Source organism: Pseudomonas sp. FYR_2 (genome assembly GCF_043106425.1).
GTDB classification, from domain to species: Bacteria; Pseudomonadota; Gammaproteobacteria; order Pseudomonadales; family Pseudomonadaceae; genus Aquipseudomonas; species Aquipseudomonas monteilii.
This window is the reverse complement of sequence record NZ_JBICMM010000040.1, coordinates 20,216-34,535: the sequence shown is the minus strand read 5'-3', so window position 1 is coordinate 34,535 and position 14,320 is coordinate 20,216. Positions and strand designations below refer to the sequence as shown.

Annotated in this window: 11 protein-coding genes and 3 pseudogenes; 6 read left to right on the top strand and 8 right to left on the bottom strand. The window is 62.2% G+C overall.

Annotated elements, in window-relative coordinates:
- Positions 1–20 precede the first annotated feature (20 nt).
- The 3 genes from ACF8R4_RS16405 (at position 21) to ACF8R4_RS16395 (ending at position 2,370) form a co-directional block, all read left to right on the top strand.
- Positions 21–893, top strand: coding sequence for an alpha/beta fold hydrolase (locus tag ACF8R4_RS16405; RefSeq protein ID WP_200929376.1), 873 nt, complete (start codon positions 21–23; stop codon positions 891–893).
- Between the two features lie 96 nt (positions 894–989).
- Complete coding sequence (locus ACF8R4_RS16400; protein ID WP_060499900.1) at positions 990–1,877, top strand: pirin family protein; 888 nt, start codon at positions 990–992, stop codon at positions 1,875–1,877.
- A 232-nt stretch (positions 1,878–2,109) separates the two neighbouring features.
- Positions 2,110–2,370 (top strand): DUF1652 domain-containing protein, encoded by a 261-nt coding sequence (locus tag ACF8R4_RS16395; protein WP_200929375.1) that lies wholly within the window; start codon positions 2,110–2,112, stop codon positions 2,368–2,370.
- A gap of 58 nt (positions 2,371–2,428) precedes the next feature.
- On the opposite strand, the gene ACF8R4_RS16390 is transcribed toward ACF8R4_RS16395, so the two are convergent.
- The 6 genes from ACF8R4_RS16390 to ACF8R4_RS16365 form a co-directional block, all read right to left on the bottom strand.
- Entirely contained in the window at positions 2,429–2,716 is a 288-nt protein-coding gene (locus tag ACF8R4_RS16390) for a hypothetical protein (protein ID WP_016714040.1), read from the bottom strand.
- Between the two features lie 146 nt (positions 2,717–2,862).
- A complete protein-coding gene (gene alkB / locus ACF8R4_RS16385; protein WP_104835455.1) occupies positions 2,863–3,510 on the bottom strand; it encodes a DNA oxidative demethylase AlkB in 648 nt (215 codons plus the stop codon).
- Between the two features lie 109 nt (positions 3,511–3,619).
- Positions 3,620–5,065 (bottom strand): curlin, encoded by a 1,446-nt coding sequence (locus ACF8R4_RS16380; protein WP_392492920.1) that lies wholly within the window; start codon positions 5,063–5,065, stop codon positions 3,620–3,622.
- A 16-nt stretch (positions 5,066–5,081) separates the two neighbouring features.
- Positions 5,082–5,555: a curlin gene (locus tag ACF8R4_RS16375; protein WP_104834689.1), complete on the bottom strand. Its 474-nt coding sequence runs from the start codon at positions 5,553–5,555 to the stop codon at positions 5,082–5,084.
- Between the two features lie 15 nt (positions 5,556–5,570).
- On the bottom strand, positions 5,571–7,802 hold the full coding sequence (locus ACF8R4_RS16370; protein WP_392492918.1) for an Ig-like domain-containing protein: 2,232 nt from the start codon (positions 7,800–7,802) through the stop codon (positions 5,571–5,573).
- A 32-nt stretch (positions 7,803–7,834) separates the two neighbouring features.
- The gene (locus ACF8R4_RS16365) at positions 7,835–9,163 is read right to left on the bottom strand and encodes a hypothetical protein (protein WP_060499905.1); all 1,329 of its coding nucleotides are present in this window, start codon (positions 9,161–9,163) and stop codon (positions 7,835–7,837) included.
- Positions 9,164–9,409: 246 nt separating this feature from the next.
- Between ACF8R4_RS16365 and ACF8R4_RS16360 the strand changes: the two are divergent.
- The 3 pseudogenes from ACF8R4_RS16360 to ACF8R4_RS16350 all read left to right on the top strand — a co-directional run.
- Positions 9,410–9,580: pseudogene (locus ACF8R4_RS16360) on the top strand (LysR family transcriptional regulator); the annotation flags it as partial.
- 32 nt (positions 9,581–9,612) lie between these two features.
- Positions 9,613–10,030 (top strand): annotated as a pseudogene (locus ACF8R4_RS16355) (hypothetical protein); the annotation flags it as partial.
- Positions 10,031–10,492, top strand: a pseudogene (locus ACF8R4_RS16350) (OprD family outer membrane porin); the annotation flags it as partial.
- Between the two features lie 3 nt (positions 10,493–10,495).
- On the opposite strand, the gene ACF8R4_RS16345 reads toward ACF8R4_RS16350, so the two are convergent.
- Complete coding sequence (locus tag ACF8R4_RS16345; RefSeq protein WP_164524558.1) at positions 10,496–11,635, bottom strand: DUF6708 domain-containing protein; 1,140 nt, start codon at positions 11,633–11,635, stop codon at positions 10,496–10,498.
- Positions 11,636–14,314: a T6SS effector BTH_I2691 family protein gene (locus ACF8R4_RS16340; RefSeq protein WP_200929372.1), complete on the bottom strand. Its 2,679-nt coding sequence runs from the start codon at positions 14,312–14,314 to the stop codon at positions 11,636–11,638.
- Positions 14,315–14,320 lie beyond the last annotated feature (6 nt).

The following is a 14,320-nucleotide window of genomic DNA, read 5'->3' as shown; positions in this document are numbered from 1 at the left end:
CCCGCGAGTACAGCAAACCGATGCAGTTGATTCCCTGGTCCCACGAATGCGCCGAAGGTTTTACCCTGCGTGGCTGGCGAACCCCGGCCAGTGGCAAGCCGCTGCTGCATTTCTTGCACGGCAACGGCTTCTGTTGCCTGGCCTACCAGCCATTGCTGATGGGCCTTGGCGAGCATTTCGACCTGTGGCTTTGCGACGTTCAGGGGCACGGCGACAGCGATCACGGTGGCGTGTTTCGTGGGTGGAACCGTACAGCCGAGCTGGCAGTGGAGGCTTTTCAGGCCGAGCGTGGCGAGTATGGCGATGTTCCCCGGTTTGCCGTGGGCCACAGCTTTGGTGGCGTGCTCACCGGGCTGATCCTAGCCAGTGAGCCGCAACTGTTTGCCCGCGCGGTGCTGCTTGACCCGGTACTGTTCAGCCGACGCATGATCGGTGTGATGGGGGCGGCTGCTCTGGTTGGCCTGCACCAACGCCATGCCCTGGCGCGCAAGGCTGCCAGCCGTCGCAGCCACTGGCCCGATCGCGAGGCAGCGCTGGCCTCGCTGAAAGGGCGGGGCATTTTCAAGGGCTGGGCCGATGCGGCGCTGCAGGCCTATGTCGAACATGCCATCGGCGATTGCGGTGATGCGGTAGTACTCAAGTGCCGGCCCAGCCGGGAAGTGGAAATTTTCAGTTCGTTCCCCAGACGCATGTGGGCAAGCCTGACCGCAATCAGAACGCCGACGCGGGTGTTGTATGGCGAGCAGACTTATCCCTTCGTGCCGCACTCAGTAAACCGTCTGGCGGCGCTCAACCGCGCCGTGACTGCACATCAAGTTGCAGGTGGGCATTGTTTCATGCAGGAAGATCCGGCTGCGGCGGCTCAGCAGGTGCTCGCTTTCTTGCAGGGCTAACTGTTCCATGCATGGAACGATGCATGCCAATTCAGCTGGCTACCGCCAGATTGTCGTCATTGATAAGGTTAACTCAGCCAAGAGAGGAGCCTTCTCATGAAACAGATTCTGGGTATCCACCGCAGCCCGCACGCCCATTGGGTGGGTGACGGCTTCCCGGTGCGCAGCCTGTTCACCTACGACAACCTGGCCAGCCGAATCAGCCCATTCCTGCTGCTGGACTACGCCGGGCCCCATGACTTCAGCCCCACCAACGCACGGCGTGGCGTTGGCCAGCACCCGCACCGCGGCTTCGAGACGGTCACCATCGTCTACCAGGGCGAACTGGAGCACCGTGACTCCACGGGCGCTGGCGGCCTGATCGGCCCTGGCGACGTGCAGTGGATGACCGCAGCCAACGGCATCATCCATGAAGAGTTCCATTCCCCGGGCTTTGCCCGCAGTGGCGGTACGCTGGAGATGGTGCAGCTGTGGGTCAACCTGCCGGCGCGAGACAAGCGTGCAGCGGCCGGTTACCAGACGTTGCTGGCGCAGGACATCCCTGAAGTCACGCTGGACGGCGAGGGCGGTAGCTTACGGGTAATTGCCGGTAGCTACCGTGGGCATACCGGCCCTGCGCGGACGTTCACCCGCATGGATGTATGGGACCTGCGGCTGAACGCCGGTGTAGCCCTGCAACTGCCGGTGGCCGCCGGGTGCAACGCGGCGCTGGTGGTGTTGCGCGGTAGCGTGCAGGTCAACGGTGAGCGCGAAGCCGGGCCCTCAAGCCTGGTGCTGCTGGACCGGGGTGGCGAGGATGTAACGGTCGAAGCGCTGGAAGGTGCCAGCGTGCTGCTGCTCAGTGGCGAGCCTATCGATGAGCCGATCGTCGGTTATGGCCCGTTCGTGATGAATAGCCAAGCGGAAATTGCCGAGTCGTTCGACGACTTCCATGCCGGGCGGTTTGGGCAGATGCAGGATGCGCGTCGTGATGCGGCGCACTGAGCGGTAGCCCGCCATACTGAACGCTGCCAAGACCACTCGTCGCCTAGTGTGCGATTGCGATCGAACACACGGCCCCTGCTGGCAATCTTCCACTAAGGTGCTAAGGGATTCCCCGCATCATCATTGCCCCGGCGCATGGACGCCCGCCCCGGCATGCGCAATATCAATTGGCGCCTCGCCTCACAAAGGCGTAATTCCACACAACAGACCATCCCACAGAGAGGGTCGTACCATGTCGTTGATTGGAGTTTCGATGCTAGAGATGCGGCAGTTGATCGAGCAGGCCTGCTTGCCTGATCGCTGTGAAGTCAGCTGCCTGGATGGCACCAACCTGACCATCCGCCTGGGTCAGGGTCAGAGTCTCGACGACGGCGTGACCCTGAGCGGGGTCCCGCTGCAAAGCCTCAACAGCTGCCGTGACCTGGTCCACCTGGTGGGGCAGCTGCACGCGCTGCGTGACAGCCACCCGGTGCCACTTAAGGCCATTGCCTGAGTGAGCCGATGTATACCCGGCCGGCTTGAGCTGGCCGGGTTTATTTGCGTTATCCGGCCTACTGCAGCTCCAGCAACAGGTTCAAACCCCCATCCCCGCACTTGCCTTGGTCACGTACGACACCGTGGTAACTGCGCCCGTCCCAAACGAATGCCACGCTGTGGGCTCGGTCGACCTTGTCGGGCAGTGGCGGACAAATGTGCAAACGCAACGCTGGCCGGCCCTGCAGGTTGAGCGCGGCGAGTTGGCACTGGCACTCCACGCTTTGCGCCACCGGGCCAAACAGGGTGTCGCGCACGTAATCGAGTTGCAGCGAGGCATTGGGTGCACGGCCGGGCATTTTCATGAGCGTGCGGCTGATGAGTCGTGTGGGGGCATCGGGCAAGGCAAGTACGGCATGGCAGGCTCCTGGGTGTGAGAACGCGGCTTATTGTTTGAAGCTTGCCAGACCAAGATGTTCAACGTGTTTCATGCACGTTCATCGTGTTTGTGTCAGCTACCGGCCTTGCGCAACGTGAGGTTGATCCGCCGCTCGCCCATGCGCGGATGCACGCCGGGCTTGATGGGCTGCACCCCGTGAAAGCGCAAGCGGTCTTCGCCGCCCCAGATCAACACATCGCCATGGCTCAGGGGTACGCGCTGGGTCTTGTCGGCGCGCTGCAGGCCCCCCAGCAGAAAAACGGCCGGTAACCCCAGCGACAACGACACGATCGGCTGGCTGAAGTCCTGCTCGTTGCGGTCCTGGTGCAGGCTCAGGCGGGTGCCGGGCAGATAATGGTTTACCAAGCAGGCGTCGGGGACAAAACCCTCGAAACCGGCCATTGCCGCAGCGCGGGTGGCCAGGCTCAGTATCACCGGGGGCAAGGCGGGCCAGGGCCTGCCGCTGAGCGGGTCGGTGGCACTGTAGCGATAGCCGTGTTCATCACTTACCCAACCCAGTGCGCCGCAATTGGTCAAGGCGACGGCCATGTGCAGGCCTCCCGGTGTGCGCATGTGCCGGAACGGCGCGGCGCGCAGTACCGGGCGCAAAGCGTCCAGCAGGGGTTCGATTTCGCCCAGCGCGAAGCCGGGCAGCAGCACGGTATGGCTGGCCAGGCGTTGTGGCTGAGGGCCGAACAGGTCGAGGTCGGACTGGATCATGGCACTGCACAGGTTCAAGGGTTACGGCATTGTATCCCGGCATGTGCAATCGAGAAAAAGGAACCGCGGCACCAGGGAGAGGAGCACCGCGGTTCAAGGGGGGAGTCGTTTACTTCTGGGTCACGGTGGCCAGGTTCGCGCTGCCCAGCTGGGTGATGGTGGCGGTTTGGGCGATACCGCTCTGGTCGACGTACGCCTTGTTGCCCTGGCCTCCCTGGGTCACGTAAGCGACGTTGATGCTGTCAGTCTGCTTGATGGTGGCTTCGTTGCCGCTACCGTACAGCTGGTTGGTATAGCTCTGGTTGCTGTACCCGGACTGGTCCAGCGTGATGGTGTTGCCAGTACCCTGGCTGTTGCCGTAGGCGTAGTTGTCGGTACCGCGCTGGTCGGCGATCAGGATGTTGTCCGTACCGTTCTGATCGAAATACAGCTCGTTGTTGCTGTCGGCCTGCTTGGTCTGCATCTGGTTGCCTTTACCCGTCTGGGTCAATGTGGCCAGATGGTCAGATCCGTTCTGGGTCAGGTTGACGCCGTTGCCGTTGCCGTTCTGGTTGATGGTGGCGTGCTGATTGGTGCCGAACTGGCCGCCCATCTTGGCGCCTTTCCAGTTGCTGGCGGTGATGCTGTTGCCATTGCCTTTGGTATTGATGGTCAGGTTGAGGTTTTCACCATTCTGATAGGTGAAATGCAGGTTGTTGTTACCCGTCTGGGTGATGGTGGTGGTCGAGTTGTTGGTCTCGAACTGGTCCGACCAACTGGCGTTGGCGTTGCCTTGCTGCGACAGGCTGACCTTGTTGCTCATGCCAAAGCTCTGGTCGATATAGCCTTCGTTGGACTGGCCGGTCTGGACCACGGAAGCCTGGCTGCCAATCTGGGTGTCCTGCCACACTTCAACCGAGTTGCCGCCACCGTATTGGCCAATGCCAATGGTGCCACCGGTACCTTCGCGCTGGTCGCCGTAAGCCCAGTTGTCGTGGCCATCCTGGTAGACCTGGGTGTCGCCGGCGGCATGGTTCAGGTGCTCGGCGGTGGCGTAGTTGTCTTGGCCGGTCTGGTTGACGGTACTGCGGTTGTTGCTGCCACCGAAGGTCTGTTCGATGAAGGCCTCGTTGCGCTGGCCGGATTGCCAGGTGGTGGCTTTGCTGCCTTCCTGGCTGTCCTGCCACACGGTGGATTTGTTACCGACACCTTGCTGGGTTTGCAGCGATTCGTTGTTCAGCCCCACCGACTGGCTGGCGAAAGCGTCGTTGTAGCTGCCTGCGGCTTGCTGTTTGATCCGGCTGCCATTTTCGAACAACTGCTCGGCATAGCCGGCGTTGTACTGGCCGGTGGCACTCTGCTGGATATCACTGGTGCTTTCGGTTTGCACGGCCAGGTGATTGTGGCCCTTGCCGGTCTGGTTCTGGGTGGCCGAAGCGAAAGACGCCTGGGTCTGGCTGACTTCGGCGATGTTTTCCTTGCCGTCCTGGGTCTGGGACGAGGTGCTGTCAGCAGCCATGGCCTGACCAGCGAGGGCCAGGACGATAGCGGCACTTAACGGAGCGAGCTTGTACATGGTGGTGCCTCCAGGTCTATCGGTATTGGGTGATCTGAACATGCTGGCCATTGCCGGTCTGGGTCACGGAGCTGTTGAGGCCCGAGCCGGACTGCACGATGCTGGCGCTGTTGTCGTTGCCGATCTGCTCGATGGCTGCGCTGTTGCTGCTGCCGCTCTGGCGGATCGATGCGCTGTTGCCATTTCCCTGTTGGCTGATGCTGGCCATCAGGTCACTGCCTTCCTGCAAGATGTACGCTTCCTGCGTACCGCCGGCCTGGACGATGCGGCCCAGCAGGGCCTGGCCGTTCTGGTCGAGGGCGGCGCGGTTGCCCGACCCTTGCTGCTCGATCACCGCAGCCTGACCGGCACCGACCGGTAGCAGGCGGATGATCACCGGGTCACCGAGGTCGTTGCCGGGCGCAAGGTCGGCATTGTCCATCAGGTCGTCGGCCCAGCTGGCCTGGCCCACGAGGGCCAGGCTGAGAAGCAGTGGATACAGGCGTTTCATGGCGTTTCCCCGCCTTTACTGCACAACCACGTTGACGGTGCGGGTAGTACCCGGGCTGGTGGTGATGGTTGCCGTCGGCGCGGCGGTCGGGACTATCGTGGTGCTGTTGCTGACGGCCAGGCGCCAGCGGCCGTTAACCGGCACTGTGGTGGTACCCAGCGTCTGCACCCCGGTGGTGGTGGTGACCCGGACCGTGACAACGTTGCCCGTGGTAACCGATGAGGTACCGCTGATATCCCAGTTGTAACGGTTGTTGGAGCGTGCCGTGACGGTGGCTGCCGTAACCGTGAAGGTTTCGGCGGCTGGCCGTGGCGACACGTTGACGGTGACCGTACCCGGGGTGGACAGCGCCCCCAGCGAGTCACTTGCCTGGTAGGTGAAGGTGGTGGTGAAGGCTGCGGTTACCGTGGCCGGTGGGGTGTAGGTCACCGTGGTGCCATCGGTGCTGACAGTGCCTCGGCCTACCGCCGGTTGTGTGACGGCCGCAACAGCCAACGGCACGTTGCCTTCCGGATCGGTGTCGTTGGCCAGCACGTTGATGGTCAAAGGCACGCCCAGGGTGGCGACCGTTTCCGGGTTGGCGGTGGGTGCCTGGTTGGGTGCAACGTTGATGGTGACCGTAGCCGGTTCCGACTTCAGGCCCTTGGCGTCCACCGCGCGGTAGCTGAAGGTGGCCACCAGTGGTTGCGTAGCCCCGGCTGGCGGGGTGTAGGTGACCGAGGTGGTACCGTTGAGCACCACGCCGCCAAGGCCGGTGCCTGGTTGGGTGAGGTCACTGATGGTCAGCGGCACGTTGCCGTCCGGATCGCTGTCGTTTTGCAGCAGATTGAGGGTAATGGGCACACCGACACTGGTGCTGCCAACATCGGCCTGGGCCAGCGGCGGCTGGTTGGCCGCTTCAACCGGTGCGTTGCCGACCACGATCACCGGTTCTACATCGCTGCCCCCGTGGGCAGACTTGACCGTAACGGTGGCCGGCGGTTGCGCCACATCGTTGACCGTGATGCTTTGCAGCGTGCCTGCTTTCGACATGCGGCCGTAGCCTTGGGCGAGCATGTCGGGGATGACGACCTCATCACTGGACCTGGCCTCGATCAGCAGGCGTTTGTTGGCCCAGTCATAGCGTGCAGTGCTGACCTTGACCACATCGGTCAGCTTGCTCGACAGCGCGGTCGGTTGGGTGCCGCCAGCACTGTTGCTGGCGGTAACCACCACCACCGCAGGCGGTACGGCCTGGCTAAGTTGCTGGCTGAAGAACAGGCCGTTGTTGTCCGCCGTCAGATTGAACTCGCAAGGCGAAGGGGGCGTGCCGATCAAGGCCAGGCCATTGCGCATGCACAGGCTGGCCTCTCTCGGAGCCTTGGCGAACACTTCTACACGGGTGCCGCCACCGTTGCGCGAATAGGTGGCTCGCTCCAGCGTGACCGGCGTTTGCGCGCGTTGGTCCAGCACCTTGCCCGAAACGGTGAACAGTGCGGTCTCGATGCGCCCGGGCGGGCCGTCGATGCGGATGAAGTTGGTGTTGAACGGGCTGCCGACCACGGCTTCCGGGCGATTCGGGTCGCCGATGAACGTTTCAGTGGCGCCGGTATCCGGGTTGACCTCGGTATAAGGGCCGCCAACCCCGCGCAGCCATGGCCCGAGTGCACCGTTGAGTGCCCCGGTGAAGTTGCCCGGTGCGCCGATGCCGATGTCGCGGGTGATGTTGATCGCCCGCCGGCCTGGCGTGGTGACGTTGACCGTTTCCACACCATAGGGGTGGGTAATGGTGTAGGTACCGGCGCGTGGCACCGAGACGCGGATACGAATGCGGGCGAAGCTCTGCTGGTCGCCGTCTACCGGGTTTTCGGCGGCAAAGGCCGCTTCCAGGCCGGCAACGTAGGCATCCAGTTCATAGCCGCTGTTGCCGACTGCCGGGATGGTGGCCTCGGCCAGGAACCAGAACATCTCTGGCGGCCAGTTGTCGGGGAATACCAGCGGCAGTGCATCGTCGTAGATGCCGGGCTCTGGCAGCAGCGTGCACATGTAGGATGGCGCGGCGGGGGTGCCGGGTACCCGGGTGCTGGTGGCGCGTGACTGGCACAGCTCCAGCGACTGGTTGAGGCTGTCCTTGTACCACATGGGGTAGCCGCCCGTGGCGAAGGTGTAAGGCCCTGGGTCGACTTCAGACAGCGCAGCGAAGGCGGTGCTGGTAACGGTGAGGGAAAAACCGGCGGCGAACAGCGCACGGCGCGACCAAGTGTTCATGCGGCCTCCTTGAAGGCTGAGCCTTTGTCTGTTCATGGCACCAGCACCACGTCTTCGGTGTCGCTACCGCCATTGGCACTGGTGACCTGCACCTTGGCCGGCGGGATGGGCGAGAGGGTCATGCTCAACGTTTTCACGGCGCCGGTGCCGCCAAGGTTGCCGATCAACGTGCCGTTGCCGGTGTGTGCGGTCAGCACTGGCGGGGTGGTTTCGTCGCTGGTACTGGCCACCAGGGTCAGTTCGCCCGTGGACAGGCGGTATTGGGCCTGGGTAATGGTCACCAGGTCGGTCAGCGGCACATTGCGGGTTGTCAGGCTGCTGGTCGGGATCGCCACGCTGTTGTCGGCGGTTAGCGTCAGGATGCTGCCTGCCGCCGGGTTGAGGGCCGACTGTGCATACCAGGCACCGGTGCCGTTGGCCTCGGTGAGGTTCAGGCTGGGTGTTTGACTGGTCAGGCTGACGCTGGCCGGTGGTGGCGGGGCCATCACGAAAATGTCTTGCTGGGCGCGCAGGTTGCCGTTTTCGGCGTGCCGCGAATAGGTACTGCGCTGTGGCATCAGCGGGGTTGGCAGGGCGACGGTCGAGAGCTTGCCGGATATCGAGAACAGCTCGGTACGCAGGTCGATGCCACCGGGACCTTCGATGCGTACAAAGTTGGTATTGAACGGGCTGCCGGTTACCCGTTCATCCAGGTTCGGGTCACCGATGAAGCGCTCGCTGCCTTCGGTGTAGGGGCCGTTGACACTGCGCAGGAACGGCCCGACATCGCCCTTGAGCGCGCCGGTGAAATCGCCTGCGCCGGCAATGCCGATGTCGCGGGTCATGTTGATCGCCCGGCGGCCGGCGGCGGGCACGTCGAACACTTCGACGCCGTAGGGGTGGGTGACCACGTAGGTGCCAGCGGTAGGTACATCGACCCGGATGCGCACCCGGGCGAAGCTGACCTGGTCACCCTCGACCGGCTCTTCGGCGGCGAATGCCGCTTCGATCGCGGTACCGTAGCTGAGGTCGATGCCGCGGGCGGCGTCGACGATGGCGGCGTCTGCAGTGAACCAGAACGCTTCGTCAGGGAAGTTGGTGGGGAAGACAATAGGTTGCGTATCGTCGAACACGCCCGGCGTGGGCAGCAGCGTACACATGTACGCCGGTGCGCCGGGTGCGCCGGCAACCCTGGAGCTGACCGCCTTGGTCAGGCACAGGTCGAGGGTACGACCGTGACTGTCCTGGTACCAGGCAGGGAAGCCGCCGTTGGCGGGGACGTAGGCGCCTGGGTCGACAGCGTTCAGGGCAGCCTGCGCCGGTAGCTGGAGCATGCCGGCGAAAATCGCCACTGCCAGCGGGTGGGGTATCGGTCGGTGCATGAGTCTATTCCTCCTGCAAACGGGCCCATGAACTTGGGGCGTCTGGGAGGAGATCGGCAAGAGCTGTGCCAAAAGCTGGAAACTGCCTTGCAGGCCTTACGGCACAAGGGATCCAGTATCTAAGCGGGGCATTTCACACGCTGTTGACGGTGGGCAGCCTTCCCCAGGATTGGGGATTGGGGGGAGGCCTTTGCGACCCGATAGGCGGGTGCAGTCCCAACTTTGCTACAGTGCACCGGCCTTCCCCCGGCAGGGCTGGCCCTGCTGCGACATGCCCGGGAAATGACCCGCGCCATGGAGCGCCTGGACAGCGAACTTAGCGAATACGCCGAAGGGGCACGTGGCCATGTGCGGGTACTGGCAAACGTGTCCTCGATCATGGAGTTCCTGCCCGAAGAAACCTCGGCGTTCATGCTGTAAAACCCGCTGATCCAGGCTGAGAAGTCGACATGCGCGATGGCTTGCAGAGCCTGCAGACAATCATGCCGACGGCCGCCAAGCGCCGCTGGATCGACGCCGCCTACGTCGTTGGCGTGCGCCGGACGCGCTTGAGTCCGGCGCCCACCGCATCGTCGCCCCGGTATCGGTCAGCATGGCACACAGCCTGGCCACAGCCTGGTTGCAGTGCAACAGGGCATCCGCGAGCTGGACGCCTCGCTGGCTGGCCTGGGAGGCTGCCCGTTTGCCCCTGGTGCGTCTGGTAATACCGTCACCGAAGACCTGGTGTTTATGCTGCAGGGCATGGGCTACGACACGGGGATCGACCTGCCTGCGCTGATCGCGTCGCGCCGGGTACTGAGCGAAGCGCTGCCGGACGAACCACTTTACGGTTGCATTGCCCGCGCCGGATTGCCGCTCGACTTCGCCCTCAGCACCAACGTCGGCTACAGCATTCAGGGCCACATGTTCAGCGGTGGTTATCAGAAGGTGAGCGGTGACACGGCGTATGCCTATGTGGGCGGTACCGATACCTACCTGTTCAGTGAACAGCAGGTCAGCACCTTTGCCCTGGCCAACGAGCGTGCGTGGATGCTGCGCTATGACTACAACTTCGCCGCCTTGGGTATCCCGGGGCTGACGCTCAATGTGCGCTATGTGAAGGGCGATCAGGTGAAGCCTCAGCGTATAACCAGCGCGAAGGGCAGGGCGCTGGCGGCAGGCGATGGAGAAGGGCGGGAGTGGGAGCGCACCACGGATATCACCTACGTGGTGCAGTCGGGGCCACTCAGGCATGTGTCGCTACGTTGGCGAAATGCGAGCATGCGCTCGAACTTTGCCGATGCGGCGGATGAGAACCGGGTGATTGTGGGGTACACGTTCGAATTTTGAACGTCATGGGGTCGGAGCACCCTTTGACTTCGCCGTACGCGGTTTGCGTGGTTTTTTCTCCGGACGCTTGCCAGGCTTGAGCTGCCAGCGATCTGCGTTGGCGAGCAGGCGCTCTTGAATGGCGGGCGGGTAGTCGCTGAGGGTCGTCACCGGTGGAACGGGTTTGCCAGGCATACCTGCCTCGCGGATCACCTTTGGCCAGCGTGGTCGCCAGCACAGCAGCAGGCTGAGCCAATGGCCGGTACCTACGATGACGAAGGCGGGCCAGACCATGAGCAGGACGACTTTGAACAGCCAGCTGCTCTTGCGGAAGAAGCGGCCAAGGCCTTCGAACTGGGCGCTGAAGGCCTGGATGGGTGAGGGTAGCTGGGTACTCAGGCGAGGGCGGGGGACGGCGTGCGGGCCTTCTTCCATGTAGCGCCGGATGAACTCCCACTCGTCGCGGAGTTCACTGCCGCCTTGGCCTTGTTTGCCGAGCAGGGCCATCTCCATATGCGGGAGGCCCGTGCGGCTGGGGTGCCAGACCAGGCCGAGTCGCATGCCCACGCTGAGTGAGTCATCTTCTGGGTCAATGGCAGTACTTCCGGTTGTTCTCCATGGGAAGGTTACGATTCCGCCACAGTATTTCGGTCTATGGAGGTAAACTTGTTGAGTTACTCGATTGAAGCGAATGAGTAGGTGGCGGCTCGTAAGCATTTCCAGTCGGGTTAGATGAATTCCATACTTCGAGTAAAGGTAGAGTATGGTCGAGGAAACTGAGAGCATTATAACTGTGCTGAGGAGCGTGACTACGGATCGCCCCTCAGGATCCGTAATATCCATCCATATAAAACCAAGGGTGATGTATAGTCCGACAGCAATGGCCGGGGCGATAGCGCCGAGCGTTGCGAGCGTAATTAGACCACGTTTTTCTTCTGAACCGCCACAGCGAACTTCCAAGAAGATGTCGTTAAAAGCGAACACGGGGCCTCTTGCGCAAGGCTTTTCACTGACGGACTGGAAATGCATTTCTTCCTGCAAATCGCCCTCATAGAAGTCTTTATTTCCGCGCTTTTCTTTCGATGTCAGTTCTGCTTCATATGCTTCTCGCTCAGCCTTGGACTCTTTGGTCATTCTCCAAAAACCCCATTCGATCAAATACATTTACAATACCTCGCTGAATGCCGAGTGCAGGGTCTTCAGTTCTTCAAGATCTTCAAAAGGCTTTGAGTTTTTTGCAAGGCGGAACGTGCTGCGCTTGCACCACTTTTCCAAAGCATCGTCCTCAAATATGTAAATTATTACAGTCAGAGCCAGGCTGACCCAGAAAGTGCCAAGAATTAGACGAGCGAGTAATAAACGAGCAGCTTGTGTGCCGAGTTTTTCTGCGATCGCTCCCAAGGACGTGGATACCATCCTTGCCAGCTTGGTTTTGGCATTTTGAGAGAGGTAGTCGAAGAGAGGCTTTGCAATCGCAACTGCTGTCCCTAACTCTGCCAGCGAAAGGGTTATTGTGGCCATCCCTCTTACAAAATACGTAGCGGCTAAGAGTCTGGATTTTTTTTCAGCCTGCTTGGAAGCGCCACTCTGGCTACTATTGAAATGCTCAACTGAATCAGTGAAATCCCACCACGCTAGCAGCGAACCTCCGATACCCGCCAATCCAGCGCCCCATAGTTTCAACCTTCCCAATGTCGCTGCTGCCCCTTTCCCGGTCACACTCTTAGCGCCGTATCGGGCTACCACCTGGTCCACATAGCTGGCTCCGACTTCAAAGCCTGCCGCTGCCGTGGTCATCGCGGCCGCCAACAGTTCAGTCTTCACCCGCGCATCACTGTCGGGCAGTTCGCGAGCCTTGAATGCCATCAGCATGCCTTCCAGCAGGCAGACCAAGCTGGCGGCACGCACTTTGTAGAAGTCACTTTTCTTGCCGTCTGCCTGCATCAGGCTTTCAGCCCAGGCCTGGTCCAGAAAGCGTGCAATCTGGCCACCGCTGCGTTGAGAACTAATCGGTTGCCCGCTACGTGCAGCTTCACTCAGGCGTACGTCGACAGCGGTTTCATGTACCGAAGCAAACAACGCCAGGCGCAGGCCATGGTGCAACGCTCGGTCTGCACTGTTCGGGGCTCCGCTACGCAGGACCTGTCGCCCAAGCGCGACGAACCATCCATACAAGCCGATGCTGGCGCTGTTGTTCTGCTTTTGCAGTTCCTCGTACAGCGAGTTGATACGCCCGAAGGCATTCGTTGCCGCGTGTGCGCGCTTGGCAAGGCCTTCGGCCAGCGTGTAGTTGAACTCCGAGGGCGGTTCCGCCTTGGCGGCCTCAATCAGCGCCGCCAGCTCTTCCCGGATGTCGTCCTGGTTGTAGCTGATGCCGCGCATCGCCAGGTTGCCCCGGTCCGCCACGTCACTGCGCCACCAGTGGTCCAGCACTTTCGTGCCCCAGTCACTCAGTTCCATGCCGATCACGCACTGGCCGGTCTGCTCGGCAAAGGCCAGGCCGCTGATCAGGTCGACGTTGTCATAGCGGTCCAGGGCTTGCAGCAAGCGTTCGCTGATCACCCAGCGGGCGTGGTCCTTGGCGCGGTCTTCGGCGGCTTGCTGGGCCTGTTGCATGGCCTGCTCGAACGCGTCGAGCTGATCGTGCATGGCCTGGCGGTCTACCAGGTGGCCGTATTTCTGGTCGAACTTCTTGCTGAATTCGCCGGCGTCCTGGCGCGCCTGGACCTTGGCGCGGATGTCGCGCTCGAACTGCGCCATGTGCGGCTTCATGCGTTCGTCATGGGCGTCGGCTTGCTGCCTGGCCCGTTCGGAAAAAGCGTAGATCTCCGCATGCAGGTGAGGCTGGTTGCGCACTTTCTCGGCCATGACTTCGCGCTTGACGATCTGCTCGGTCACCATCTGCGGGTAGAGCTTTTCGATCTCCAGAAACGATTGCGCCACCAGCAGCTTGCGCTCGTTGTCCACGCCGGGTTCCACGGTGCGTTCCAGCCATTTCGTTTTCACATCATCGACCGCGGCATTGCGCCAGGCGTTGAGCTCCTGGGTAATGCCGATGGCGTCTTCGATCACGATGGCGGCGCCACGGGGTTTGGTCTGGTTCACTGGCGGCGCCAGGGCCTGGCGTGAGGCGTGGGGTGAGACGATCTGGTCGTTGTTGAAGGGTTGCCGGTCCAGCAGCGCCTGCAGGTCGGCATCGTCCCGGGCCTTGAAGTCGGCTACCCAGTTCAGTTGGTCGTGCTTGAGCACATGGGGCTGCGGCGGGGCGTCGGAGGGCTGGATGAAGCGGGCGATATCAATGGCGGGCAGGCTGTTGCGGTATTCGTCTTCGAGCAGGCGGTAGTTGTCGAGCAGGCGCGGGGTGAGGGGGGAAGGGCTGAACAGCGGACGCAGTTCCTGGATGTCGTCGAGGTCGTAGAGGGTGATGGTCCAGCCGAAGCTGCGGATGATCTCATCCAGATTACCAGTGAGGGGAGCGGGCGCCCACGGTGCGTCGGCGCTGATGTACTGCAGTGACCCGTTGGGTGCCACGCGGTACTGGCTGTGCCATTCGTAGGCATCTGCGCTGTGGCGCTTGATCAGCAGGTAAAGAAAACCTTCACGCAAGGGGCGGATAGCGTAGCTGGAGTGGGTCATCTCGCCCACGTCCTGGAACGGGCTGAGATAACCCGGCAGTTTGGGCAGGCGGGCGCGTTGTGCCGGGTTGCCGCCCACAGCGGCGTAGCGCAGGGGCAGCAGCTCGAAGCGACGGGTGCAGTCGGCGACCGGGCTGTTGCGCAGGGCAGGGCGGTAGCCGGTGGTGATGCGCCGGCACAGCTCAAGGGTTTCGGTAAGCGAGTCCATGTTGTG

What these genes read in the sequence shown, in the direction of transcription:
- ACF8R4_RS16405 (WP_200929376.1), top strand. Translation starts at nt 21, where the DNA reads ATGCAGTTGATTCCCTGGTCCCACGAATGCGCCGAAGGTTTTACCCTG.
- ACF8R4_RS16400 (WP_060499900.1), top strand. Translation starts at nt 990, where the DNA reads ATGAAACAGATTCTGGGTATCCACCGCAGCCCGCACGCCCATTGGGTG.
- ACF8R4_RS16395 (WP_200929375.1), top strand. Translation starts at nt 2,110, where the DNA reads ATGTCGTTGATTGGAGTTTCGATGCTAGAGATGCGGCAGTTGATCGAG.
- ACF8R4_RS16390 (WP_016714040.1), bottom strand. Translation starts at nt 2,716, where the DNA reads ATGAAAATGCCCGGCCGTGCACCCAATGCCTCGCTGCAACTCGATTAC.
- alkB (WP_104835455.1), bottom strand. Translation starts at nt 3,510, where the DNA reads ATGATCCAGTCCGACCTCGACCTGTTCGGCCCTCAGCCACAACGCCTG.
- ACF8R4_RS16380 (WP_392492920.1), bottom strand. Translation starts at nt 5,065, where the DNA reads ATGTACAAGCTCGCTCCGTTAAGTGCCGCTATCGTCCTGGCCCTCGCT.
- ACF8R4_RS16375 (WP_104834689.1), bottom strand. Translation starts at nt 5,555, where the DNA reads ATGAAACGCCTGTATCCACTGCTTCTCAGCCTGGCCCTCGTGGGCCAG.
- ACF8R4_RS16370 (WP_392492918.1), bottom strand. Translation starts at nt 7,802, where the DNA reads ATGAACACTTGGTCGCGCCGTGCGCTGTTCGCCGCCGGTTTTTCCCTC.
- ACF8R4_RS16365 (WP_060499905.1), bottom strand. Translation starts at nt 9,163, where the DNA reads ATGCACCGACCGATACCCCACCCGCTGGCAGTGGCGATTTTCGCCGGC.
- ACF8R4_RS16345 (WP_164524558.1), bottom strand. Translation starts at nt 11,635, where the DNA reads ATGTATTTGATCGAATGGGGTTTTTGGAGAATGACCAAAGAGTCCAAG.
- ACF8R4_RS16340 (WP_200929372.1), bottom strand. Translation starts at nt 14,314, where the DNA reads ATGGACTCGCTTACCGAAACCCTTGAGCTGTGCCGGCGCATCACCACC.